This window comes from Paenibacillus sp. FSL H8-0048 (assembly GCF_038002825.1).
Classification (GTDB): Bacteria; Bacillota; Bacilli; order Paenibacillales; family Paenibacillaceae; genus Paenibacillus_AQ.
The window spans coordinates 1,354,043-1,377,894 of record NZ_JBBODF010000001.1; the positions used below are offsets into that span (position 1 = coordinate 1,354,043).

23 protein-coding genes are annotated in these 23,852 nt (G+C 53.9%); 4 read left to right on the forward strand and 19 right to left on the reverse strand.

All coding sequences use genetic code 11. The features are described from left to right. Positions 1-232: 232 nt before the first annotated feature. The 6 genes from NSU18_RS05955 to NSU18_RS05980 all read right to left on the reverse strand — a co-directional run bounded on the left by NSU18_RS05955 (position 233) and on the right by NSU18_RS05980 (position 6,095). Complete coding sequence (locus NSU18_RS05955; protein WP_341148520.1) at positions 233-1,225, reverse strand: aldose 1-epimerase; 993 nt, start codon at positions 1,223-1,225, stop codon at positions 233-235. Between the two features lie 82 nt (positions 1,226-1,307). Continuing rightward, positions 1,308-2,030, reverse strand: a complete 723-nt coding sequence (locus NSU18_RS05960) for an MgtC/SapB family protein (RefSeq protein ID WP_341150991.1) — start codon at positions 2,028-2,030, stop codon at positions 1,308-1,310. 240 nt (positions 2,031-2,270) lie between these two features. Continuing rightward, entirely contained in the window at positions 2,271-3,062 is a 792-nt protein-coding gene (locus tag NSU18_RS05965; protein WP_341148521.1) for an SDR family oxidoreductase, read from the reverse strand. Between the two features lie 176 nt (positions 3,063-3,238). Then, positions 3,239-4,033, reverse strand: coding sequence for an ABC transporter ATP-binding protein (locus NSU18_RS05970; RefSeq protein ID WP_341148522.1), 795 nt, complete (start codon positions 4,031-4,033; stop codon positions 3,239-3,241). Further along, positions 4,020-4,949 (reverse strand): ABC transporter permease, encoded by a 930-nt coding sequence (locus tag NSU18_RS05975; protein ID WP_341021220.1) that lies wholly within the window; start codon positions 4,947-4,949, stop codon positions 4,020-4,022. Before NSU18_RS05975 ends, NSU18_RS05970 begins: the two co-directional genes overlap by 14 nt. A 69-nt stretch (positions 4,950-5,018) precedes the next feature. Further along, entirely contained in the window at positions 5,019-6,095 is a 1,077-nt protein-coding gene (locus tag NSU18_RS05980; protein WP_341148523.1) for an ABC transporter substrate-binding protein, read from the reverse strand. A 326-nt stretch (positions 6,096-6,421) separates the two neighbouring features. Between NSU18_RS05980 and NSU18_RS05985 the strand changes: the two genes are divergently transcribed. Then, on the forward strand, positions 6,422-7,357 hold the full coding sequence (locus NSU18_RS05985; protein WP_341021218.1) for a C40 family peptidase: 936 nt from the start codon (positions 6,422-6,424) through the stop codon (positions 7,355-7,357). A 99-nt stretch (positions 7,358-7,456) separates the two neighbouring features. On the opposite strand, the gene NSU18_RS05990 is transcribed toward NSU18_RS05985, so the two are convergent. Then, positions 7,457-7,801 carry a DUF2500 domain-containing protein gene (locus tag NSU18_RS05990; RefSeq protein WP_341148524.1) on the reverse strand — a complete coding sequence of 115 codons (345 nt, stop codon included), beginning with the start codon at positions 7,799-7,801 and terminating at the stop codon, positions 7,457-7,459. A gap of 264 nt (positions 7,802-8,065) precedes the next feature. Here NSU18_RS05990 and NSU18_RS05995 point away from each other — a divergent pair, with 264 nt between their 5' ends. Beyond that, complete coding sequence (locus NSU18_RS05995) at positions 8,066-8,440, forward strand: hypothetical protein (protein WP_341021215.1); 375 nt, start codon at positions 8,066-8,068, stop codon at positions 8,438-8,440. A gap of 61 nt (positions 8,441-8,501) precedes the next feature. Further along, positions 8,502-9,374, forward strand: a complete 873-nt coding sequence (locus NSU18_RS06000; RefSeq protein WP_341021213.1) for a YitT family protein — start codon at positions 8,502-8,504, stop codon at positions 9,372-9,374. A gap of 114 nt (positions 9,375-9,488) precedes the next feature. Here NSU18_RS06000 and NSU18_RS06005 read toward each other — a convergent pair whose 3' ends face one another. The 4 genes from NSU18_RS06005 to NSU18_RS06020 form a co-directional block, all read right to left on the reverse strand. Then, on the reverse strand, positions 9,489-9,776 hold the full coding sequence (locus NSU18_RS06005) for a stage VI sporulation protein F (protein ID WP_076074422.1): 288 nt from the start codon (positions 9,774-9,776) through the stop codon (positions 9,489-9,491). A 66-nt stretch (positions 9,777-9,842) separates the two neighbouring features. Continuing rightward, a complete protein-coding gene (gene recG, locus NSU18_RS06010; RefSeq protein WP_341021210.1) occupies positions 9,843-11,894 on the reverse strand; it encodes an ATP-dependent DNA helicase RecG in 2,052 nt (683 codons plus the stop codon). A gap of 15 nt (positions 11,895-11,909) precedes the next feature. Next, positions 11,910-12,770 carry a DegV family protein gene (locus NSU18_RS06015; RefSeq protein WP_341021208.1) on the reverse strand — a complete coding sequence of 287 codons (861 nt, stop codon included), beginning with the start codon at positions 12,768-12,770 and terminating at the stop codon, positions 11,910-11,912. 64 nt (positions 12,771-12,834) lie between these two features. Beyond that, a complete protein-coding gene (locus NSU18_RS06020) occupies positions 12,835-14,619 on the reverse strand; it encodes a DAK2 domain-containing protein (RefSeq protein WP_341021206.1) in 1,785 nt (594 codons plus the stop codon). Positions 14,620-14,810: 191 nt separating this feature from the next. Between NSU18_RS06020 and rpmB the strand changes: the two genes are divergently transcribed. Then, on the forward strand, positions 14,811-14,999 hold the full coding sequence (gene rpmB / locus NSU18_RS06025) for a 50S ribosomal protein L28 (protein WP_076074411.1): 189 nt from the start codon (positions 14,811-14,813) through the stop codon (positions 14,997-14,999). 173 nt (positions 15,000-15,172) lie between these two features. On the opposite strand, the gene spoVM is transcribed toward rpmB, so the two are convergent. From spoVM to fmt, 8 genes are all read right to left on the reverse strand, one after another. Continuing rightward, positions 15,173-15,253, reverse strand: a complete 81-nt coding sequence (spoVM, locus tag NSU18_RS06030; RefSeq protein WP_020431362.1) for a stage V sporulation protein SpoVM — start codon at positions 15,251-15,253, stop codon at positions 15,173-15,175. 216 nt (positions 15,254-15,469) lie between these two features. Further along, positions 15,470-16,138, reverse strand: coding sequence for a ribulose-phosphate 3-epimerase (rpe, locus tag NSU18_RS06035; protein ID WP_341021204.1), 669 nt, complete (start codon positions 16,136-16,138; stop codon positions 15,470-15,472). A gap of 4 nt (positions 16,139-16,142) precedes the next feature. Beyond that, complete coding sequence (gene rsgA, locus NSU18_RS06040; RefSeq protein ID WP_341021203.1) at positions 16,143-17,048, reverse strand: ribosome small subunit-dependent GTPase A; 906 nt, start codon at positions 17,046-17,048, stop codon at positions 16,143-16,145. A 124-nt stretch (positions 17,049-17,172) separates the two neighbouring features. Further along, positions 17,173-19,452, reverse strand: a complete 2,280-nt coding sequence (gene pknB, locus NSU18_RS06045; RefSeq protein WP_341148525.1) for a Stk1 family PASTA domain-containing Ser/Thr kinase — start codon at positions 19,450-19,452, stop codon at positions 17,173-17,175. Further along, positions 19,449-20,225, reverse strand: a complete 777-nt coding sequence (locus NSU18_RS06050; protein ID WP_341021200.1) for a Stp1/IreP family PP2C-type Ser/Thr phosphatase — start codon at positions 20,223-20,225, stop codon at positions 19,449-19,451. Before NSU18_RS06050 ends, pknB begins: the two co-directional genes overlap by 4 nt. A gap of 6 nt (positions 20,226-20,231) precedes the next feature. After that, on the reverse strand, positions 20,232-21,272 hold the full coding sequence (gene rlmN, locus NSU18_RS06055; protein ID WP_036729399.1) for a 23S rRNA (adenine(2503)-C(2))-methyltransferase RlmN: 1,041 nt from the start codon (positions 21,270-21,272) through the stop codon (positions 20,232-20,234). 152 nt (positions 21,273-21,424) lie between these two features. Further along, on the reverse strand, positions 21,425-22,912 hold the full coding sequence (gene rsmB, locus NSU18_RS06060) for a 16S rRNA (cytosine(967)-C(5))-methyltransferase RsmB (RefSeq protein WP_341148526.1): 1,488 nt from the start codon (positions 22,910-22,912) through the stop codon (positions 21,425-21,427). Then, complete coding sequence (gene fmt / locus NSU18_RS06065) at positions 22,909-23,850, reverse strand: methionyl-tRNA formyltransferase (protein WP_341148527.1); 942 nt, start codon at positions 23,848-23,850, stop codon at positions 22,909-22,911. The genes rsmB and fmt overlap by 4 nt, the downstream gene beginning before the upstream one ends. Positions 23,851-23,852: the final 2 nt, after the last annotated feature.

The window sequence follows — 23,852 nt, forward strand, 5'->3', positions numbered from 1 at the left end:
TTTCTACTCCCATCCCAGCGGGATAGACTGAATTTGTAATATACACTCAGGGTGAAGTGGCGGAAGAGAAGTTTGAACTGTAGGAGCGATAGCGTTCGCCTTTAGGTTTGTATTTCTACTGCGGACAGCAGTTTAAATCAGGAAATACAAACCTAACAGCGGCCGGAAGTCAAATCTTCTTTGCAGCCACGGATAACCCCTGAGAGGGTTTTACCGCATCAAGATATCTAGCCTACTTCACGTATATCCGGCTGCTCTCCTCCCAATACTCCCCAGGCTCCAGCCCGAACAAGCCGATCTCATCAGCAGGCAGATCCACCTTCGGGGCGTTGACCAGGTTGATCTGCGGCTCTGGGCAGAAGAAGCCTTCGGTAGCGCCGTTGTTCCAGATCATCCATTGCTTATACGAGGTTCCCACATCATAGACCAGCGTAACTCCAGCTTTACTGTCGGTAAGCTCCATCCGGTTCCGTCCATTCTGGGCGGCTGCGGTGTAATGGTTGTCCATCGATGCGTAGAACGGATACAATCCTTCGCCGCGCAGAGCCACTTCATCGGCCGTCAGCTCCTGGAATTTGCCGGTTGGCAGCATCCGCTCATTAAGCTCCCAACGTTCACCAATTGTCAGCTTCACACGGTAATCCTGCGCACTGCTGCCTGGTGCGAATGGAGCATTAATAGCCGTGTGGAACGCCAGCAGGCAAGGCATCAGCACATCGCCGTCATTGTGGACCAGCAGCTGCTGGGACAGGCCGCCTTCACTGAGCGTATAGCGCAGCTTGACCGTGTATTTGAACGGCAGGTACTGGTAGGATGGATGATTCTCATCCACCTTAATCGCTACAGTGACGAAGCTTTCACTTTTGCCGGTGCCAAACTCCTCTACCTCCCATACAGCTGTATGTAAGAAGCCGTGCAGATGATTGCCCGTTGCAGCTTCATTGACCGGCAGATGGTAAGTCTGGCCGTTCCACGGGAACTCTCCATCCTCATAGCGGTTAGGCGGAAATAGTACAGGAATGCCATGAATACCCGGGTTAGCCTTGAACGCCTCCATCTCCTCAGCTCCTGGCTCATTCAAGAAACGGTAACCGCTCTCAGTATCACGGAAGCAGATCAGATTCCCGCCGATGCCTGGCAGAATAGCCGCTTCATAACGGCCAGCCTTCAGCCAGACAGCCTCTTCGCCCTCATAGTGTCCTTCAAATGCTGTAATCGGTGTCATTACATTAATCCCCTTCCATATGTTCAAAATGACTCTCTCATAGATAGAGTACCACATCTGCCGGAATGGAGACATGCCATTTTTACAGCTGCTCCACTTCGACGCTCATGACATGCTCGATTTTTTTGACATCGTAATAGATTTCCGTAGCGTAATCCTTGTCTGGCGCAGAAACGACCATGTCGATCATCTGCCTGCCATCATCAAGATCCTTGATCTTCATCCGCCGGATCGTCCGGCCGGTTTTACGTGTTTTGCGCTGGTCGGTAATGACATTCCGCTGCTCAATCTTCTGGATCACATCCGTCAGGATATAATTCGGTTCCATAATGATTTTGATAGAGATCTCGTGCTTGTTCAGCACTTCAGGCCCAATGGCTTTGATCAGCAGAGGCACGGCGTTCACCGCGAACATCAGCAATATAACCGCATAACCCGCCTCTACATAAAAGCCCGCACCGACCGCAATCCCGATACCGGACGCCGTCCAGATCAACGCTGCCGAGGTCAGCCCGGAGATGGCATCCCCGCCTCTGCGCAGAATAACACCCGCTCCCAAAAAACCGATACCGCTGACAATCTGCGCTGCCAGACGCATCGGGTCCATATTTGGATGATCCGGTCCGCCGAATTTGTCATACGCGTGAATGGACACCAGGGTTACCAGACAGCTGGCGATGCTGATGACCATACTGGTCCGGATTCCCAGCGGTTTCTGTTTCAATTGGCGGTCAATGCCGATGAACAGCCCGAACAGCATGGCCACCAGCAGCTTAACGATTGATTCCATATGCAGCAGGTCCATATTCATGATTCATTTCCTCCTTCCTCGCCCGTCGTGGCACATAGAATCAGTATACCTGAAATTCGCTGCAATCTTTACTGAAATTTTCTGCCCATCGCTCAAAAAAAAGAAACGGACGCCTATCCCCGCTAACCGGGTGCTTCAGGCTGCACTGCCTGAGGCTCCGGCAAGGAACATCGTCCGCTTCAGAGAAGACTTCACTTATCCCATCCTATGAGAGATGAGTGAATTATAGAAGGATTAGCCGTGCAGAAGCGACTCCGCTCCGTCACAGTAGATCTCTGTACCCGTGATGTGATCCGAATCCTCAGATGCGAGGAACAGCGCCAGCTTGGCCACCTGATCCGGACGCCCCGGCCCCTTCTCCAGCGGCTGCCCGCCATCCGGGAACTCTACTTCAATCTGCACTTCCTTGAGATCATCCGAAGGATAAGTATTATCATCAATATTCGTGGTAATCGCCCCCGGACAGATAGCGTTTACACGAATCTTGTACTGGGCCAGCTCAAGCGCAGCCATCTTCATAAAAGCCACCTGGCCCGCCTTGGTCGTACTATAGGCAGAGAACCCGACATTGGAGAATACCCGGTTGCCGTTGATCGAGCTGTTGATCAGAATGCTGCCGCCCTTCTCCTTGAGATGGGGAATCGCATATTTGACAGTGGCGAAGGTACCCCGCAGATTAGTCTGAATCGTCTGATCCCAGGACTCGATGTCCATTGTCTCAATCGGTGTCATAGCACCGTTGATCCCGGCATTGGCGAAAACCACATCCAGCTGTCCCCACTTCTCGACAACCTGCTTCACAGCATGCTCGACCTGCGGAGGATCAGCGATATCGCATTCAAACACAGCGGCTTCCCCGCCCTCCTGCCTAATCTGAGCGGCCACCTTCTCCGCATTCTCCACCGTCCGGTCCAGAAGTGCAACCTTGGCTCCGCTTCTGGCGAATTCCAGCACAGATGCCCGGCCGATACCCGAGCCGCCTCCTGTAACAATCGCTACCTTGCCTTCCAGTTTCTTCGCAGTCATATGTGCAGTCGCCTCCATTGGTGTTTGATGTTCATGTTATGTTCTTTCCCTTAACTTTACCTCTCATACCCGGAAGTGAATCGGACCAGCACGCCACAAATGGCAAAAAGCTTGACCCGCTGCCGGTTATACCGGAGGCAGATCAAGCTATAGCGCTAAACAATAATGATCCAGAGTCAGCCCAGCATCATCCGGTCGTCAGCCAGCTTATGGCCGCTGATCGCTTCGAATTCACCAAGCAGACGCTCTACCGTCAGATCCTTCTTGCGCGTCTCATTGAAATCAAGGATGACCGAGCCTTTATCCATCATGATGAGCCGGTTGCCCAGCCGGATCGCCTGATCCATGTTATGGGTAACCATCAGCGTAGTCAGCTTCAGCTCGCGGACAATGGATTCCGTAAGGGTGGTGATCAGTTCGGCGCGCGAAGGGTCCAGCGCAGCTGTATGCTCATCCAGCAGCAGAATCTGCGGCTGGGTGAAGGTCGCCATCAACAGGCTCAGCGCCTGCCGCTCGCCTCCGGAGAGCAGTCCCACCTTAGCCCGCAGCCGGTCTTCCAGGCCGATGCCCAGGCGGCTGAGCTGTTCGCGGAACAGTGTGCGTCTGTGCGCATTAACACCCAAGGACAGCCCGCGGGACTTGCCCCGCTTGTAGGCCATAGCCAGGTTCTCCTCAATCGTCATATGCGGCGCAGTCCCGGCCATCGGGTCCTGGAAGACCCGGCCGATCCAGCGTGCACGCTGGTATTCCGCCAGATGGCTGATCGAGCTCCCCTCAATACGTGCTTCTCCCAGATCGGGCTTCATCACGCCTGAGATAATATTCATAAGCGTAGATTTGCCGGCACCATTACTGCCGATAATCGTTACGAAATCCCCGGCTTTCAGTTCAAGATCGATTCCCAGCAGTGCAACCTTCTCATCCGGCGAACCGGCGTTGAACAGCTTACACACATTATCAAGCTTCAACATTAGCGGCCCCTCCTCTCTGCTTACTGCGCTGAGCCAGCTCAGCAAGCTCTGCGGTCCGTCTGCGGGCCGTGCTCTTCTGCTTCACATACCGCTGAACCGACGGGAAGACTAGGGCAATAATGACGATAATTGCAGTGATCAGCTTCAGATCGGAAGCCTTGAGCCAAGATACCCGGAGGGCCAGAGCGACAACGATCCGATACACGATGGAGCCGAGCAGTACAGCCAGTGTCGCCCGGAAGACGTTCTTCGCACCGAAAATTGCTTCCCCGATAATTACCGACGCCAGCCCGATGACAATCATCCCGATCCCCATTGAAGCATCAGCGAAGGAAGAATACTGGGCGATCAGTGCGCCCGAGAGCGCCACCAGCCCGTTCGACAGGCTGATTCCCAGAATGGTTGTTGTATCCGTGTTCACTCCGAAGCTGCGGATCATCCGCGAGTTGTCGCCGGTAGCCCGCAGGGCCAGTCCCAGATCGGTGCGCAGGAACAGATCCATCAGGATTTTGACCAGCACGACGATAAAAGGCATGACCAGCAGCGGATTCATGGAGCTGAACAATGTGTCATCTCCCATCAACGAGACATTCGGCTTCACCAGAATCCGAAGATTGATCGAATACAGGGCAATCATCATCAGAATCCCGGACAACAGCCCGTTGATTTTACCTTTGGTATGAAGCAGACCGGTACACATCCCTGCCGCCATTCCGCCGAGCATTGCGCACAGAGTCGCCAGTAATGGAGAGTAACCGCTACTGATCATCACAGCAGCAATCGCGCCGCCGGTTGTGAAGCTTCCATCCACCGTCAGATCAGGAAAATCCAGAATACGGAAGGTAATATACACCCCAAGTGCCATGAATGCGTAGAGCAGGCCCATTTCCAGAGCCCCTATTAATGAATTATACATTGCTGACTTCCTCCCTTAAGCGGCAAAGGGCGCCCATTCCGGACGCACCCTGTTTATGAAACCTGTATGTTATTGAATAATATTATTGCCCGGATCAGCCACTTCAGCCTTCATGGCATCCGTTACTTCAATTCCCTGTGCTGCCGCTGCTTTGAGATTAAGGACCAAGTCCAGCTTCTCCTGCATCGTCACCTTCATATCACCGGGACTTTTTCCATCCTTAAGCACTTCTACCGCCATTTGGCCTACCTGATAGCCATGATCATAGTATTTGAAGCCTACTGTTGCAAAAGCACCCTTCTCCACCGTATCACGGTCAGCTGAGAAGAACGGAAGCTTGTTGTCGTTAGCCGTCTGGATAATCGAATCCACGCCGCTGACAACGGAGTTATCAAGCGTAATATACAGCGCATCTACACGCCCTACAAGCGATTCTGCAGCCTGCTTCACTTCCGAAGTATTGGTAATCGCCGCCTTCACCAGCTCGATCCCGTGCTTGTCCAGCTCACCCTTGGCGATATCAGCCATAACTACCGCATTCGGCTCTCCTTCATTAATGACCAGGCCCAGCTTCTTCACCTTGGGAAATTGCGTGGCAATGAAGTTCATCAGGCGGGTAATCGACTCCGGATTGGTATCCGATGCGCCGGACACATTCCCTCCGGGATGCTCCAGATCGCTAACAATCTTGGCATCGAGAGGGTCGGTTACCGCAGCGAACAGAATCGGAGTGTCCTTGACTTTCTGCACAACTGCCTGAGCTGAAGGTGTCGCAATTCCCAGCACCAGATCATTCTTGTCGCCGGCAATCTTCTGGGCAATGGACAGGTTGTTGGCCTGATCGGCCTGGGCGTTCTGAAGATCCACCTTCAGGTTCTCCCCTTCAACAATCCCTGCATCCTTCAGCGCAGCCAGGAATCCTTCGCGGGTGGCATCCAGTGACGGATGCTCCACATATTGCGAGATGGCAATCTTATAGGACTTGGCATCGCCGGAGCCTGCACCCGAGGCTGGGGATTCCGTTGCTGCGGCCGGAGTATTCCCGGTGCCCGCGTCATTCTTCACTGCAGCATTATTGTTCCCGCAACCGGCAGCTACGAGCATCAAGGCCATACTAAGCCCCATCCAAATCTTCTTCGTCTTCATCTGATAACCCCTCTTCTTGTACGGGTTCAGCGCGAGAACCTGGGCTAGCGGTCCAGCATTATCGCTTTCATCTTTAAAAGCATTAAAGCGAACGCCCGCACCCTGTCCCCATCCGCTCCCCGAATCTATTAAACATATATTATATGTAGGTTGATTTCCCGTCAATCATTTAAGTGGGGTCCATATTTTACAAAATACGCACAATGAGTATCCCCTCGCTTCAACAATCTGCGGTTTATCTTGACATTGTTTGCTAAAGCCTGCAGCACATAAAAAAAGCGGTCCTGCACAAACTTACCTTAAAGTTTGAAGATGGAGCGTGCCCTATGCCAATAATCAATCTGCGTACAAGCAAAATTTTATTGTCCTCCGCTATCCTAGTTACTGCCATTACGGGAACAACCGCCTGCAGCTACACCAGCAAGGACAGCACTCCCAAGGTTAACTCGCTGACCCCAACCGGAACATTTGCGGGCAGCTATTATGAGAAGAATTCTTTTACCGACAAGGAAGGCAAGTACTGGATTCCGCTCAAACCGGCTGTCGCCTCTATCGGCTTCCGGATGAAGGATGACACGGCAAGCGGCGGCTATACCAAGCTCGGCTATAGTGATGTCATGTATATGCTGCGGCCGGATTCCAGCCAGGTGTTCTCATTGGGCCAGAAAATCACCCTTCCCGATGTCCCCGTCCGCCGTGAAGGTCAAATCTATATCACCCCCACCGCCTTGTCCAAGCTGCTGCAGACCGAGGTCGGCTGGAATCCTGTTACTGGCGAGATCAATATCGCGACTCCTTCCGACAGGGAGAGTACAGAGGGCTCCGGCAAGGTGGAGGCTGCGAAGCCGTTGCGGATTCAGAGTGTATCGAACGTGGACACGGGAGAGCTGGTCTCCTATGCCAAAAAGTTTCTCGGTGTACCTTACGATTTCGGCGCTGGCCCCTATGAAGAGACCAAGCGCTTCGACTGCTCGTCCTTTACACGCCATGTCTTTCAGAAATTCGGGGTGGATCTGCCCCGGCTGGCCAAAGATCAGGACAATATCGGCAGACGGGTGTCGCGCAGCTCGCTGGAGCCCGGCGATTTGATCTTCTTCACCGTACCCGGACGTTTTGAGAGCGACGCAGTGCCCGGTCATGTAGGCATCTACATCGGCGGCGGTAATTTCATTCACACCTGGGGCGACCCCGGCGTGCAGATCAGCGAGCTGGACAGCGGATACTGGAGCAACGTAATTCTGCACATGCAGCGCGTGCTCTAGACCCGGACACAATAAATGCAAGGAAGACTGTACGGGCCCGCTTACTTAGCGCCCGGTCCGCTTCCCTGCATTTTTTGCTGCAAATTATCACTTCAATAATCACCTGCTGACCCCGCTGTCCCTTTGCATCCCTGCCCGAACGAATCCTTTGAACCGGCTGCCCTGGTACGACAGCTCCCCCCGGTCCCCCTCCACAATCATGGCATACGCCTTCGGCTTCACTTCAAGCTCTCTGCGGCTGCCATTATGGAACTCAAAGGTCACATAATAACTCGTATGGGTCCCCATATGCCCTCTTCCTCCCCAGACCTCTGTGCGTTTGGCTACTGCCGTAACGACCCTTGATTGCAGAGGACTGGTTTGGTTCGTCATCCAGGTCTTGAGCCCTCTCCAAACCGTGTATGCAACAAAGCCTGCGATCAGCAGCAGAATGAGCTTTAACAAGAACGGCCCTTCCGTGAAAAATCCGCTCTGGCTGCTGGACGCTGCCGGGTACAAAACGTTATATACGCCTGCATTATGCAAATTAACCCCTTCTTCCGATAATTTTTTCACAAAAAGTTCAATTTACTAGAGAATACGCAGTGTAGCAGCGCCGGTTTCGTTATTTCGCGTACGCAAACCTGAAAATAACAGTGTATTATATTTGGCCCTGCTAAGATCCTATGATATGCTTTAACTACAATGAACAAAAAAGGAGGTGTTCTCATGAGGAGAGATTGGACGCGTCTGACGCTGAAGGATCTGCTGAAGACTGTGTTCCTTCCGGTACTGCTGCTGACTTTTCTGATCATGGCTCTACAGATGCTGCATGAACAAGAGCCTGAGATGCATTCTGTAAGGCCGGACCGCTATGAGCATAAGCTGGCCCAACCGGTGCGCGTGCATCATACGCAGATTTATGATGCGCAGGCCATCCGGCTCGCTCCCCGTGAGAACCCTCTGACACTGGAGTCCGGACCTCCCGGGCTGCTGCTCTGTGTCTCTCTGCTCCCTTTCATTTACATTCTGCTGAAGCGGCTGCTGCTGATTCCGCTCAAATATAATTCGCATTTCGTAGGAGTGCGGCTGTACGCTGAATGAAGGTGCAACCACCGTAATCCGCAACACAAATACCGGTTTCCTGCTGAAAGGAGGAAATCTTATGAAAGTCAGATATAGAAATGCTTCACCCTTACGTTATTCGAAGACCTTGCGTCTGCTGTCCATTGTAGGCGGAGGACTACTTGCAGCTGTTGGTCTGGAGCTGTTCCTGATGCCGCATAAGCTGCTTCCGGGCGGCATTGCCGGGTTATCCGCCCTGCTGTCCCATGTGACTGAAATGCGGCTTGGATTATTCCTGTTCCTGTTCAACCTTCCGTTTATTCTGATGTCGCGCAGGCAGATTAATCTCCGTTTTGCCTTGTATACGATGCTTGGCCTGATCTGCCTGACGGCAGGGTCCCTGGCCCTGCACCATTTCCCGGCGGCAATCAGTGAGCCGCTGCCCGCGGCCATTGCCGGGGGGCTATGCCTCGGGTTCGGCCTGGGCATCTCTGTACGCTTCGGCGGGCTGACCGCAGGAAGCGAGAAGCAGAGCGTACGGCTGCTGAACGGAGGACCGCCCAAATCGGCTGAGATGCCGATTATGCTGTTCAACATGCTCATCCTGCTCTACGGCGGATCATTATTCGGCTGGGATCAGGCGATGTATAGTATCATCGCCTACCTGCTTGCCTTTGAAGCGCTGCGGTTCTCCTTAAGGGACCTCTCGCTCACGCAGGCGGTGTTCATTACCAGCAGCAAATGCGAGGAGATCCGGCGCAAGCTCCAGCAGTCGCTGGACCGCGAGGTGAAGCTGGTACGATCCACTGGACCGCAGGGAGAGCCAGGGACAGTATTCTGTCTGGCCAGCAGGCTGGAGGAAGAGCAGCTTGCCTCTATCGTGCATGACTGTGATCAGGACAGCAAGATTGTGATTAATGCCGCGCGGAACAACCGGATCTCAGCGCTTTTCCGTAATAAGCCGCCGGGCTAAGCCCTATGGCCTTCCATAGCGGCACAAAGCAAGTAAAAAGCGTTCCCGTAAGTAACACACGGGAACGCTTTTTGGATTACACGCCTATCGGAGCCTCCTGCATCCCGCTATTTGTCAGCGGAACATTCCCCATAAGCGGATCAGGTGAAACGTATTGTTCGGATCAATCTTTTGGGCAATGACGAATTTCACAATTTGTTCTTCCTGTGCAGACGTCAGCTTCTCATGCATCACCGACGAGGCATTACGCACCAGCTTACGTACAACTGCTGTATCCTGCAGCTCCTGCTTGGAGATGCCGGTAATCATATTCTTGACGCGTTCCTTGACCGCCGGATTCTTCATCTTCAGCTTGATGCGATCCACCAGCTGGGGACTGATTCCATATTGCTGATAACCCAAGTACAGCACCTCCTGTCATATCCAATCATTCACAGTATATGAAGGCAGGTGCCCGGATGTGCCTGTTCAGTCAATTAAATCCCCCTGAAAAATTTGTTCCTGCTGCAAATACCCGCGCAGCGGCGCAACATCCGCCGAGGTCCAGAAGGAAGCCTCCCGCAGCAGCTCCGCAGCATCATCGCGCGCCAGCTCCAGCGTCTCGAAGTCAGCGGTCATATCCGCCAGCCGGAATTCGGGCAGGCCGCTCTGCTTCGTCCCGAAGAAATCCCCCGGTCCGCGCAGCTCCAGATCCCGCCGTGATACCTCGAACCCGTCATCCGTATCTGTCATTGCAGTCATCCGCTCGCGCCCGATCTCCGACTTCGGATCAGCCATCAGCACACAGTAGGAAGCATGCTCTCCTCTGCCGACCCGGCCGCGCAGCTGATGCAGCTGAGACAGCCCGAAGCGGTCAGCGTCCATGATAATCATCAGCGTGGCATTCGGGACATCGACACCGACCTCTACGACCGTTGTAGACACCAGAAGCTGCAATTCGTTGCTGTAGAAGTTCCGCATGACCTCGTCCTTCTCGGACGGTGTCATTCTCCCGTGAAGCAAGCCCACCTTATAATTAGGAAAAGCCTGCGACATCTGCACATGCAGATCAATCGCATTCTGTACATCCAGCTTCTCTGACTCCTCAATCAGCGGACAGATCAGATAAGCTTGCCGCCCTTGCTCAATCTCCCGGCTGATCAGATTCATCACCCGCTCCAGCAGATCCGGCTTCACCCAGTAGGTGGTAATCGGCACACGCCCCTTCGGCCGTTCGGATAACGTAGACACATCCATATCCCCAAAGACGGTGATTGCCAGCGTCCGCGGGATTGGAGTGGCGGTCATCGTCAGCACATCCGGGTTATACCCCTTGCGCCGCAGGACACTGCGCTGGTTCACCCCGAAGCGGTGCTGCTCATCCGTAACCACAAGCCCCAGGCTGCGGAAGAAGACATCCTCCTGGATCAGCGCATGAGTCCCGACGACCACATCCAGCATACCCATCTGTAGATCGGCCAGCAGATCCTTCCGTTTGCGGCCGGTTACGCTGCCGGTCAGCAGGCCCACGGTAATACCGAAGGGCTCGAACATCCTCGTGAGCGAGCGCATATGCTGCTCTGCCAGGATTTCAGTCGGCACCATCAGCGCACCCTGAAATCCGGATTTTACAGTTGCGTAGAGCGCTATGGCCGCGAGTACCGTTTTGCCGGAGCCCACATCGCCTTGAAGCAGCCGGTTCATGCAATACCCTGAACGCATATCCTGCAGAATCTCCAGCTCCACATGCTTCTGGGCATCGGTCAGCTCAAACGGCAGGCTGCGCACGAATTGCCTCACTGTTGCATTGTCCACAGTATGAACTACGCCATCCATCCGGCCACGGTTCAGCACGCGGAAGGCTTGTACCTTCAGCTGGAACAGGAACAGCTCCTCATACACCATCCGGCGTCTTCCCTGCTGGCCCTCGCGCGTATCCTCCGGCTGATGAATCGTGGCAATCGCCCGCTTGCGTGACATGAAGTCATATTTGCTCATAATGCTGTGCGGCAGAATCTCAGGGATCAGGTCCCCGTACTGCTGCAACGCCTGGCCAATAATCCGGCGAATCCAGGACTGCGTAATCTTGCCACCGACGGAGTATACCGGCTGCAGCGTTCCTGTCTTGCCTTCGCCCCGGTCCGGGAATTCATAGTTAGTCACCGTAATCTGATTGCGCTTCTGATCCCACTTCCCCGTCAGCACCACTTCACGGCCGACCGTCAGTTGTTCACGCGCATAATGCTGGTTAAACCACGTAGCGGTGAACATCCACGGCTCGGCCACCATCTTGCAGCTCATACGGGATTTGCCCCCGAAGCGCTTGAGCACCGGAATGCCGATGACCTTGGCTATCACGGTTGCCTTGTCGCCGTGCTTGACCTCACTAAGAGATTTCGGACGGAAGTCCTCATACCGGAAAGGGTAATACTCCAGCAGATCCTTCACTGTAAAGACGCCAAAGGCGTGAAGCTCGCTTTGCTTTTGAGCGCTCACGCCAGTTATTTGTTTCACTTCAATTGAATCCAAAGTAAGCACCATGTTCATCCCCTAACCTTAAGCGGGCCAGATGAATACGGCTAAGGTTCCGTTACCGACATGACTGCCCACAACCGGGCCGACATTGGTCAGAACCTTCTCTTTCAAGGTGAAATGTCCGGCTAATTCCCGCAGGAACTCTTCGCCGGAAGCCGGTTCAGCCGTATGACCCACGGCCACATGTATAGTATTCACACCCGGCAGATCTGCCTTGAACAGCTCGATCATGCGGGCGACTGCCTTCTTGCGCCCTCTGACCTTTTCTACCGCATAGATAATGCCTTCCGCATCAATGGACAGGATCGGCTTGATATTGAGCAGTGTGCCCAGGATGGCCGATGCCTTGCCGATTCTTCCGCCCTTTTGCAGATATTCCAGTGTATCCACGAGGAAATACAGCTTGCGGGATTGACGCAGACTCTCCACCTTCGCCAGAATCTCCGCAGGAGCATGCCCCTGTTCTGCAAGCCGGGCGGCTTCCACAACCATGAACCCGAAGCCGTAGGAGGCGGAGAGGCTATCCACCACAGTGATAGCGTCTCCCTCCTCTTCCAGCATGGATTTGGCCATGACAGCAGACTGGTAGGTACCGCTTAAGCCGGAGGAGATATGGAAGGACAGAATTGAACTGCCCGGATGCTTCTCCTGTATAGTGCGGTATACATTCATATATTCTACAGGAGACGGCTGCGAAGTGGTCGGCATTTGCGGCGAGCGGGGAAGACGCTCGTAGAACTGTTCCGGAGTCATATCTACATTATCCCGAAATGCCTCTTCGCCGAACATCAGCGTCAGCGGAACGACTTCAATGCCGTACTGCTCCGCCAGAGCAGGCGGGATATCGGAGGTGCTGTCGGTAACGATTACGGTACGATTCATAATGTTCCTCCCCATACTATGATTTGGCTGCGCCACTCTGCTTGCTTGGGACATTTAAGAGATTCTAAGGCTCGACTGAGAAAAGATAATAGTACAGCGGCTGGCCGCCTTCATGAATCTCAACCTCAACCTGCGGGTACGTCTCTTCCAGCCAGCTGCCGAGGGCATCCGTAATGTCTGCCTCGGTGTCCGCACCGGTCAGCACCGTAACGATCTCGTCACCATTCACCAGCATGCTTGACAATAGCTCCTTGCTGACCGTGAGTAAGTCATCGGCAGCTGCAACGATCTTGGAGCTCTCGATGCCGATATACTGACCGGATTTGATCTCCAGATCCTCCATCACAGTATCCCGTACAGCATTGGTAATCTGCCCGGATTTGACCTGGGCAATCGCCTCCAGCATGTTGCTGGTGTTGGTATCTACCGCCTCCTCTTCCTGGAAGGCAAAGGCTGCCGAGATTCCCTGAGGAATACTCTTGCTCGGAATCACTGTAATCTCACGTTCGCCCTCCAGCAGCTCCTTGGCCTGCTGTGCAGCCAGGACGATATTGGAGTTATTCGGCAGAATATAGATATGCTTCGCGGAAATGGAAGAGATCGCATTCACGAAATCCTCTGTACTCGGATTCATCGTCTGGCCGCCGGCCAGAATCGCATCGACACCCAGGCTGCGGAAGATATCCGAAATCCCGTCTCCCGAGGAGACCGCAATGAAGCCGTACGGCGCCAGATCGTCCGCAGGAGGAACCGCCGGTGCCTGCACGCTGGCCTTCTCTTCCGGGATATCAGCGAAAACATCCGGCATCGGTGCGATGTCCATACCGGCAGTCAACAGATCGCGGTGCTGCTCACGCATGTTAAGGATGTGAATCTGGGTAATCTCTCCGTGGACGAGCGCCAGGTTAAGCACCTCTCCGGGAGTCTTGGAATGCACATGCACCTTGATCGTCTCATCATCCGAGATCACGATGATCGAATCCCCGTTAACTGATAACGCTTTCCGAAAAGCTTCCTCATCAAAATTTGCTTTCACGGATGCGCCAAGCTGACGGTTAATGAAAAATTCCATATCATATAAAAATTCAATATCTTCCGTATGGAGCTGCGATTGCGCGGAAGACTGTACGGAAGACAACGCATGCTCAGGTTTGGTTAGCACCGGCGACGGCACGGATACAGGGGCCGCAGCTTGTCCTTGCACAGGAGTCTGTACAGGTGCTGAGACTGCTCCGCTCGTCAGATGCTGGTGGAAGCCTTCATAGATGTAGACCAGACCCTGGCCCCCCGAATCCACCACACCCACCTGCTTCAGCACAGGGAGCTGCTCAGGCGTATATGCCAAGGCTTCCTTAGCTTTGGCCAGGACTTCAGTCATCAGCTCGATAATATCCGTTGTGCGGCGTGCATAATACACTGCATGTCTGGCAGCTTCCTTGGCGACCGTAAGAATGGTGCCTTCAACCGGCTTCACCACTGCCTTATAGGCGGTATCCACCCCGGTCTGCAGCGCTGCAGCGAACTGCTGTGTGTTAAGCTCATCATATTGGGCCGCATAACGTCCAAGACCTCTGAACAGCTGTGACAAAATAACGCCGGAGTTCCCGCGCGCGCCCATCAATAGTCCCTTCGACAGCACTCCCGCACATTGACCGACAGAGGCTGTGTTGTTTCTCTTCAATTCGTTCGCGCCTGCGGTCATCGTCAGATTCATGTTTGTGCCCGTATCGCCATCCGGCACCGGAAACACATTCAATGAATTGACATGCTCGGCATGCTGCTGCAGCATTTCCGCACCGGCTAGTACCATTGCGGTAAAATCTGTCCCGTTTATAGAACGCTTACTCAATGAGAATTCCCCTTCCTAACTTCATGCCTAATCAATTCAATGATCAACTGGACATAATGCACTAATTTATATTGTACTATAAGAGTCTGCAGAAATAAATGTTTTTGAATCGGTTGACGAAGCAATTTTTGCTGTGATATGATATTCAAGTATTGTTTTACGCAGGTGTAAGTAACAAGGAGGTGTAATCTATGTCCCGCACATGTACAGTAACAGGCAAGAAACCGGGTAGCGGTAACCACGTGTCTCACGCTAACAACCGCAACCGTCGCTCTTGGGGAGTTAACGTTCAGAAGGTTCGTATCTTGGTGAACGGCAAACCGAAACGCGTGTACGTCAGCACCCGTGCTTTGAAATCCGGTAAAGTTGAACGCGTCTAGTTTCCGATCATTCCCGGGCCTGGCGATATCTCATACCAAGTAGAAACGGATATGCCGTTCTTTCATAGACGGTATCCGTTTCAGCGAGAATAGAAGAGATATTATATTTGTAGCAAAAAGCACCCTTTACATTCGTAAGGTGCTTTTTTTCATATTTACTTGTCTTCTTAAACCTAACTCTTCTGAAACGTGTTCAAAATCGCTTTAACAAAACCTCCCAAAAATCTTGGCAGCTTGAACGTGTAAAATTTCATGATTAACCCTCCCATCAATTCATGCCGTGCAGTAGGAGACGATCCTGTCTAGATGAAGAATGTTCCATCGATTGCAGACCTCCGCAAAAAAGGCTACATGAGATTTCTGCTCATGTAACCATATTTATGCGACCACAACTTGGCCTATACCTTCCGTATGCGAATGCAGCAGATTGAGGGTCAATTCATTTAATAGTAGATGGGCATCAGCTCCTATTACTGCACTGCACTGTCCGCCGCCTCACGAATGGCCTTGATCGCTCCTGCGCGGTCGCTGCGGCCGAACACCGCATTGCCTGCCACAAGCACATCGGCCCCTGCTTCAGCTACAAGCGGTGCCGTAGCTTCGGCTACTCCGCCGTCTACCTCGATATGCAGGCCCTTATGATGGATCTCTTCCGCCCACTTCCGGAGCTGCGTAATCTTATGCAGTGTGCGCGGAATGAAGGCCTGCCCGCCGAAGCCCGGATTGACGGTCATCACAAGCACCATATCCACATCCTCCAGAACCTCACGCACCGCCGCTGCGGGTGTAGCCGGATTAATGGCCACCCCTGCCATCAGGCCAAGCTCCTTGATCTGATGAATTACACGGTGCAGATGTACGCAGGCTTCGGCATGAACCGTAATCACGGAAGCGCCCGCAGCGGCAAAATCAGCGATATAGCGTTCCGGGTTCTCTATCATTAAATGCACATCCAGAGGCAAAGAAGTATGGGCTCTCACCGCTGACACAATTGCGGGACCCAGCGTAATATTCGGCACAAAATGTCCGTCCATCACATCTACATGAATCCAGTCCGCACCGCTGGCTTCCGCTTCGGCTACCTCTGCACCAAGCGCTGCGAAATCTGCTGACAATATGGAAGGAGCAATTTTTACCATGAGTTTAATACCTCCGCTTTTTATCTTTCATTTCATTAAAGAACAGCTTGTAATGCTCATAACGACTATCTGCAATATCTCCGGACTCCCAGGCCTCTATCACCTTGCAGCCCGGTTCGTGCAGATGGCTGCAGCCGCGAAATTTGCAATTCTCCGCGTAGGAAGCGAACTCACGGAAGCACTCCGACAATTCTTCTACGCCCAGCTCCAGGAAATCCAGCTGGCTGAAGCCCGGAGTGTCGGCCACAAACCCGCCATTACCTATATCCATCAGCTCTACATGGCGTGTCGTATGACGCCCGCGTCCGAGACGGAGGCTTATCTCCCCTGTCTCCAGCGCAAGACCCGGCACAAGCCGGTTAAGCAATGTGGACTTCCCTACGCCTGACTGTCCTGAGAAGACGCTGATGATTCCGGCCAGTCGCTGACGCAGCTCATCCGCACCAGATCCGTTCAGTGAGCTTGTGACCATAACCTCGTAACCAATCTGCTCATATAGAGCTTTGACGGCTTCCGTAGCCTGCCCTTCATCCTCGGCCAGATCCTGCTTCGTGAGCACAATCAGCGTCTCCAGGCCTGAATGCTCGATATGAACCAGGAACTTGTCCAGCAGATTTAGATTCATATCCGGCTCCCGCACGGAGAACAGCAGCACTGCCAGCTTCACGTTAGCCACCTGCGGGCGGATCAGCTCCGATTCACGGGGAAGCAGTTCATCTACCATACCCTCTCCGTTCTCGGTCAGCATATAGATTACCCGGTCACCGACCAGCGGCGCAATTCCTTTCTTCTTCAGAATGCCGCGCCCCCGGCACTGTACCGCCTCTTCCTCAGTTACAATCTGTTCATCCTTGAGCGGCTTAACATAGTAATATCCGCTTAACGCTTTAATTATGATTCCTTCAGGCATACATGCTGAGCCTTCCTCTCCTGTATATTTACGCAAATGACCCAAGTGTGAAGTCCCCCGGGTCATTTCGCTGCTTCAACCCTGCCCGTATTCCCGGCAGCCCGGCTGAAGCTTATCTGTTCTATTATTTATGGCCTTTATCTTTGCCTGGCTTGTTGTCAGGGCCCTTACCGTTACCATTACTTTTCCCCTTACCATTACTGTTGCCATTGCTGAGGGCGGATGCCAGTTCATTGTTATTCTGTCCGTTACCCGGAACATAACCCGTCTGGTCCGTCTCGCCCGTCACCTCTCCTTCGCCGGTGTCCGGCGGAATAATCGCCGGATCTGCTGTCGGGTCGGGAGCTGGAGTCTCAACAGGCTGAACAGGCTCGGTCGGAGCGACCGTCGGTGCAGGCGTCGGTGTCTCCTCCGGAGGCGGTTCAGGCTGTTGCACCGTGTTATTCTTGACATCGACATAAGTGATCGGATAAGTCTCCAGGAACTCTCCGTCCCGGTAGACAGATACCATGCCGTCTTTATTAGGGGCAAGCAGCATGTTTACGGATAAGATCTGGCTTTTGCCAATTGTGCGCGTGCCCCATTCCTGATTCTCGCCATTGTTGCGCGCATCTGCAAAGACAATGCGGATCTTGCTTTTCTTGCCTTCTGCGGCCGGCGCTACAGGAACATTAAAGGTGAATTCCAGTGCCTCATCGGGATACCCGGTACTAATGTAGATAGTGATCTTCTCGCCTGGAGGGACCAAATCTCCTGCTTCATATGCCCACTGCTTCGTAACCTTACCCTTCTCGTAAGTGAAGCTCGGCTCTTCCTTGACCGCATCCAGCACCAGACCTACGCTCTCCAGCGCAGCCTTGGCTTCCTTCTCCGTCTTCCCGAGGAGATCCGGCATCTGGGTGCTTTCTTTGCCTTTGCTCACGATCAGCTTGACAGTTACCGTCTCAGGATCATATTCTGCGCCTGCGGCAGGCTCAGAGCTAATGACCTTACCTTTGGCAAACTCTTCACTATAGCGTTCATCCGGTGTTGCAATTTTATCCTGGGCAATACCAAGGGCGATTAGCTCCTTGACAGCATCATCATAACTCAGGTTAGAGATATCCTTAAGCTTAGGAAGAACCTTGGCGGCACTTACCGTCAGGATAATATGAGTTCCTTCTTTGACCATCGTATTGGTCTTGTTCTGCTTCCAGACAATATTCTCTTCGAAATTAGGATTATACTCAACCAGCGCAGGCTCTTCAGCAAACAGTCCCACCGCCTCAAGCTCAGCCTTGGCCTCCTGGAAGGTCTTCCCTGTCACTGCAGGCACCGAGACTTCATCGACCGACAGCTTGGAATTGACATACCACACAATTCCGGTCATGGCGATTAACACGACCAGTGTAAGGCTGATCCACAGTGCAGCGCGGTTCTTACGCTTCGCGGCAGCAGGCGGCGGAGCTTCCTCCATACTGCGGATTCGCTCGTCTCCGCCGCCACGGCTGCTTAGCCCGCGCTGGAGCGGCTTGATCGCCGGAATGATACGTGTTCTGTCCTCATCCTCATCATCCTGGAACAGCATCTTAGCTTCGCTGCGCCGTTCAGGCAGCAGACAGGTCTCCAGATCCTGCAGCATTTGCTTGGCAGACTGGTAGCGCTCCTCCGGGTTCTTGCGCATCGACTTGAGAATAACATTCTCCACGCTTTGCGGAATCAGCGGATTCAGCAGGCGCGGCTCCTCGAATTCCTCCTGCAGATGCTTCAGTGCCACGCTGATCGGACTCTCCCCTAAGAAAGGCAATACACCCGTAAGCATCTGATACAGTACGATGCCTAAGGAGTAAAGATCCGACTTCTCGCCTGTAGTTACGCCCTTGGCATGCTCCGGCGAGAAATAATGCACGGAACCGACCACAGATCCCGTCTGGGTAATCGTAGTAGAAGTAACTGCCCGGGCGATCCCGAAGTCGGTAACCTTAACCCGCCCGTTACGTCCGATCAGAATATTATGCGGTTTAATATCGCGGTGAATAATCTGGTTCATATGCGCATGATCCAGCGCATCACAAATCTGCGAGGCAATCCGCACGGACTCATCCACCTGCATCGGTGCCCGCTCTTTAATAATTTCATTCAGGTTCTTGCCTTCAATATACTCCATAACGATATAATGAATTTCATCTTCCTGGCCGACATCGTATATGCTGACTACGTTGGGATGAGATAACGATGCAGCTGATTGCGCCTCCCGCCGGAACCGGCGGATGAATTCCTCATCATGCACAAATTGATTGCGCAGTACTTTGATAGCAACATTCCGGTTAAGCAGAATATCATGGGCTCTATAGACAAGCGCCATGCCTCCTCCGCCGATCCGTTCGATGACTTGGTAACGGCCGCCCAATTCGTGACCGATCATCTTTCCCACTCCTTTGTCTCGGGCACTGCGGCCTCTCCTTGGTGTTCCAGCATAGCAACGCTTATATTATCGCTGCCGCCCGCAAGCAATGCCAGTTGAAGTAATCGCTCAGCTCTTTCTTCCAGAGATATTTCATGAATTCCGGCTACCTTGCCCAGATGCTCCAGACTGACATAATTGCTGAGCCCGTCGCTGCACAGCAGCAGCAGCTCACCAATCGCAAGCGTAACATATGCCAGATCCGCAGAGACCACTGTATCCGTCCCCAGCGCCCTGGTAAGCACATTGCGGCGGGGATGATTATCCAGCTCCTCAAGACTGATCTGGCCGTTCCTGAACAGCTCATTCACCAGCGTATGGTCCTCGGTTAGCTGCCTGGCCTCACCGTCACGGATCAGATAAGCCCTGCTGTCTCCGATATGGCCGATATAGCCTGCCGACCCTTTCAGCAATGCAGCAACGATGGTCGTCCCCATATTATGGAGCTTCTCATCGCTCTGAGCTTCTCTGTGAACTGTGTTATTGGCTTCCATGATGGCGGCAGTCAGCGCTTCCTTCAGCTCTGCTTCCGGGAGATCAGGCTCCAGCTGGTCCAGAATCCCCCTAACCGTCTCAAGTGCAAGCCTGCTCGCGGTATCGCCAGCCAGATGTCCCCCCATTCCGTCGGCAATAATGCCTAGGGTATAACCGTGGCGCGTGGCGCCGATCCAGACTGAATCCTCATTGACGGTACGTACCCGGCCAATGTCGCTGGCTTGAACTGTTCTGATCAAATATCCTCACCCCAACTCCATATGTTTGGCGCGCAACTGTCCGCATGCGGCCGCAATATCATGGCCCTGCTCACGGCGGATGGTAACATTCACGCCATGATCGGCCAGTATACGCTGAAATTCAAAGATATCATTGCGGGAAGTCCGGACATATTTGCGCTCAGGCACATGATTGACCGGGATCAGATTCACATGGCAGAGCATGGTCTTCAGCACACCGGCCAACTCCTCTGCATGCTCCTTCTGATCATTCACGCCGCCGATCAAGGCGTACTCGAAGCTGATCCGGCGGCCTGTCTTGGCCTGATAATAGCGCAGGGACTCGATTACATCGTCGAACGGATAGCGGCGGTTCACCGGCATCAGCTTGGAACGGAGCGTATCGTTAGGAGCATGAATTGAGATCGCCAGATTAATCTGAGTATCTTCATCGGCGAATTTGTAGATGTTCGGCACAATTCCGCTGGTGGATACAGTGATATGGCGCTGGCCGATATTCAGGCCCTTTTCATGGATCATCAGACGGAGGAATCTCATAGTTGCATCATAATTCTCGAAGGGTTCGCCTGTCCCCATAATGACAATGCTGCTGACACGTTCGCCGCGCGCATCAAGAATCTGCTGGGAGCGGACTACCTGGGCAACGATCTCTCCTGCAGTCAGATCCCGCTTGAGACCGCCCAGGGTAGATGCACAGAAGGTACATCCGATCCGGCAGCCTACCTGGGTGGTCACACACACACTGTTACCATAATTATGCTTCATAATAACTGTCTCAATCGCATGATCATCATGCAGACCGAACAGGAATTTCACGGTGCCGTCCTTGGACTCCAGCTTCGTAATCTCGGTGAGCGCCGAAATACTGAACTGGTCAACCAGCTTGGCTCTGAGTGCCTTGGAGAGGTTACTCATAGATTCGAAGTCATTAACCCGCTTCACATACAGCCAGTCAAAGATCTGCCCGCCGCGAAAAGCCGGTTCTCCATTGTCCTTAGCCCATTGCTGTAACTCTTCTAATGAAAAATCATATATTAAAGGTTTCATTGTATTTTTGCACCTGTGCTTTCATAAATTATATGCGTATTGTTTCTCATTCTTCCTATTTTAACACAAAACTTAGAACCGGTAAAAGAAAAGCCCGCCGCGCGGATGAATCTGCGGGCGGGAAGCTGTAGTCCGGAAGCACAATCGCTATATTACAAGAGTCGCTCCAGCCGGGCAATATAGAAGCCGTCGCTGCCATAATGATGCGGGAGCAGCTGCATGCCGTCACCGGCAGCAAGTGCGGTTCCTTCCAGCCGTTCCCAGACGGCTGACTTGAAGCTTACCGGAGCAAAGCCGGGATTGCGCTCAAGAAAAGCAGCAATAACCCGGCTGTTCTCCGCCTGCTCGGTAGTACACGTACTGTAGACCAGCACGCCTCCCGGCTTCAGCAGCCCGGAGACCGATTGCAGCAGCTCAAGCTGCAGCGCAGCTACGCTTGCAATATCCTCCGGCTGCTTGCGCCATTTCAAATCAGGCTTGCGGCGGATGACCCCAAGCCCCGAGCAAGGAGCGTCCAGCAGAATCCGGTCATAGGATTCCGGCTGGAGGGCAACACCCAGCTCCAGTGCATCCCCGCTAGCAGTGGTGATGCACTCCAAGCCTAGGCGTACTGCCTGCTCGGCAATGAGCTTAGCCTTATGCTCATGCAGGTCATTGGCCAGTATTGAGCCCTCGTCCTTCATCAGTTCACCCATATGGGCGCTCTTACCGCCGGGGGCAGCGCAGCAGTCCAGCACCTTCATTCCGGCTTCGGGAGCGACAACCTCGGCTACCAGCATCGAGCTCTCATCCTGAACAGACAGATAGCCGTCCCGGTACCAGGAGGTCAGTGCCAGATTGCCGCCGCCACGGATAACCAGCCCCGCAGGGCTCACCTTCGATTCTGCGGCATCCAGACCGGCTTCAAGCAGTTCTGCCAGCATGGCCTCCCGGCTAATCATCGTTGTATTGACACGGACACTGACTGCTGGCGGCTCATTGTTCGCCGCACACATGGCTTCAGCTGTATCCGGGCCATATTCCGCTGACCAGCGCTTCACCATCCATAGGGGATGGGAGTGCAGGATGGAGATCCGCTCTTCCCGGCTCAGCCCCGCAGGCAATACCGGCAGATCTCCGGCCCGCAGCACACTGCGCAGCACGCCGTTGACCATACCCGAGATGCCCTGATGGCCGCGTCTCTTGGAGATATTCACAGCCTCGTTAACGGCTGCATGCGAAGGCACCCGGTCCAGATACATGATCTGGTACAGGCTTAACCGCAGCAGACTCCTTACCCAAGGCTCCAGCTTGGCTATCCCTTTGCTGACGAAGCTGCTGAGGACATAATCGAGGGTAATCATACGCGAGAGGGTTCCGTACACAAGTTCTGTAGCAAGTCCCGTATCCTCACGGCTGAGGCCCTCTTTCTGCAGACTGCTTCCCAGCAGCAGGTTGCTGTAAGCGCCCTGCTGCTCTACACGCACCAGAATATCAAGAGCAACCTCACGTGCAGAAGCCGGCGCAGCGGGCTTGCCGCCCTGCCGGTTCCGGCCCGCTCCGCCGGTTCTGCCTGCGGCAGGCTTCCGGCCGGAGGCCGCTGGCTGGTTGCCGGAAGGATGCGGACGTTGTCCGCCGCCTCCCTTGCCGCCCGCGCTCAACCGAGCACCGTGCCGGGTGCAAGAGTTGCACCACGGCTGAAGTCGGCTGCGCTCATGGCCTTTTTACCGGCAGGCTGAACGGTTGTAAGAAGGATGGCCCCGTCGCCGGTCTTCACCTCAATGCCGCGTTCGCTCACGGACAGCACGGTGCCCGGAGCCACACTGCCGCCCGGTTGTCCCTCCGCCTGCGGCTTCACCGCAGCCCATGCCTTGAAGGTCTCGCCGTTCCACAGGGTGAACGCACCCGAGAACGGCACCAGACCGCGGATCTGGTTGTATAGCTCCAGCGAGCCCCGGCCCCAGTCGATCCGTTCATCTTCCCGGCTTAGATTCGGCGCATAGGTTGCTTCACTGTCATCCTGCACGGCAGCTTCCACACGGCCGGCTGCCAGTCGCGGCATCTCTGCCTTGAGGAGCTCCCGTCCGGCAACGCTGAGCTTCTCAAACAGCGTGCCTGAGGTATCGTCATCCTCTATCGCTACCTCCACCCGTGAGATCATATCTCCGGTGTCCAGTCCTTCCGCCATATACATCAGTGTCACACCAGTCACCTTCTCGCCGTTCATGATACAGCGCTGTATCGGAGCACCGCCCCGGTACTTGGGCAAAAGCGAGCCATGAACATTCACACATCCGTTCGCCGGCAGCTCAAGAACGCTCTTGGGTAGAATCTGTCCATATGCGGCGGTAACAATCAGATCCGGCTCATAGGCAGCCAGTTCAGCCACCGATTCAGGACGGCGCAGCCGTTCAGGCTGAAGGACCGGCAAGCCCAGCTCGAGTGCAGCCGCCTTCACCGGGGATGGCACCAGCGTCTTCTTGCGGCCTTGCGGCCGGTCCGGCTGACTCACCACGGCCACTACCTCATAGCCCTCTTCCAGCAGCATCCGCAAGGAGGGGACTGCAAAGGCCGGTGTTCCCATGAACACTATTCTCATTT

Excerpts from the sequence above, each read along its gene's own strand:
- NSU18_RS05970 (WP_341148522.1), bottom strand. The coding sequence starts at position 4,033 with ATGTTGAAGCTTGATAATGTGTGTAAGCTGTTCAACGCCGGTTCGCCG.
- spoVM (WP_020431362.1), bottom strand. The coding sequence starts at position 15,253 with ATGAAATTTTACACGTTCAAGCTGCCAAGATTTTTGGGAGGTTTTGTT.
- pknB (WP_341148525.1), bottom strand. The coding sequence starts at position 19,452 with ATGATCGGTCACGAATTGGGCGGCCGTTACCAAGTCATCGAACGGATC.
- NSU18_RS05980 (WP_341148523.1), bottom strand. The coding sequence starts at position 6,095 with ATGAAGACGAAGAAGATTTGGATGGGGCTTAGTATGGCCTTGATGCTC.
- fmt (WP_341148527.1), bottom strand. The coding sequence starts at position 23,850 with ATGAGAATAGTGTTCATGGGAACACCGGCCTTTGCAGTCCCCTCCTTG.
- NSU18_RS05955 (WP_341148520.1), bottom strand. The coding sequence starts at position 1,225 with ATGACACCGATTACAGCATTTGAAGGACACTATGAGGGCGAAGAGGCT.
- rlmN (WP_036729399.1), bottom strand. The coding sequence starts at position 21,272 with ATGAAACCTTTAATATATGATTTTTCATTAGAAGAGTTACAGCAATGG.
- NSU18_RS05965 (WP_341148521.1), bottom strand. The coding sequence starts at position 3,062 with ATGACTGCGAAGAAACTGGAAGGCAAGGTAGCGATTGTTACAGGAGGC.
- NSU18_RS05975 (WP_341021220.1), bottom strand. The coding sequence starts at position 4,949 with ATGTATAATTCATTAATAGGGGCTCTGGAAATGGGCCTGCTCTACGCA.
- NSU18_RS05960 (WP_341150991.1), bottom strand. The coding sequence starts at position 2,030 with ATGGACCTGCTGCATATGGAATCAATCGTTAAGCTGCTGGTGGCCATG.
- recG (WP_341021210.1), bottom strand. The coding sequence starts at position 11,894 with ATGGTGCTTACTTTGGATTCAATTGAAGTGAAACAAATAACTGGCGTG.
- rsgA (WP_341021203.1), bottom strand. The coding sequence starts at position 17,048 with ATGCCTGAAGGAATCATAATTAAAGCGTTAAGCGGATATTACTATGTT.
- NSU18_RS06000 (WP_341021213.1), top strand. The coding sequence starts at position 8,502 with ATGAAAGTCAGATATAGAAATGCTTCACCCTTACGTTATTCGAAGACC.
- NSU18_RS05985 (WP_341021218.1), top strand. The coding sequence starts at position 6,422 with ATGCCAATAATCAATCTGCGTACAAGCAAAATTTTATTGTCCTCCGCT.
- NSU18_RS05995 (WP_341021215.1), top strand. The coding sequence starts at position 8,066 with ATGAGGAGAGATTGGACGCGTCTGACGCTGAAGGATCTGCTGAAGACT.
- rpmB (WP_076074411.1), top strand. The coding sequence starts at position 14,811 with ATGTCCCGCACATGTACAGTAACAGGCAAGAAACCGGGTAGCGGTAAC.
- NSU18_RS06015 (WP_341021208.1), bottom strand. The coding sequence starts at position 12,770 with ATGAATCGTACCGTAATCGTTACCGACAGCACCTCCGATATCCCGCCT.
- rpe (WP_341021204.1), bottom strand. The coding sequence starts at position 16,138 with ATGGTAAAAATTGCTCCTTCCATATTGTCAGCAGATTTCGCAGCGCTT.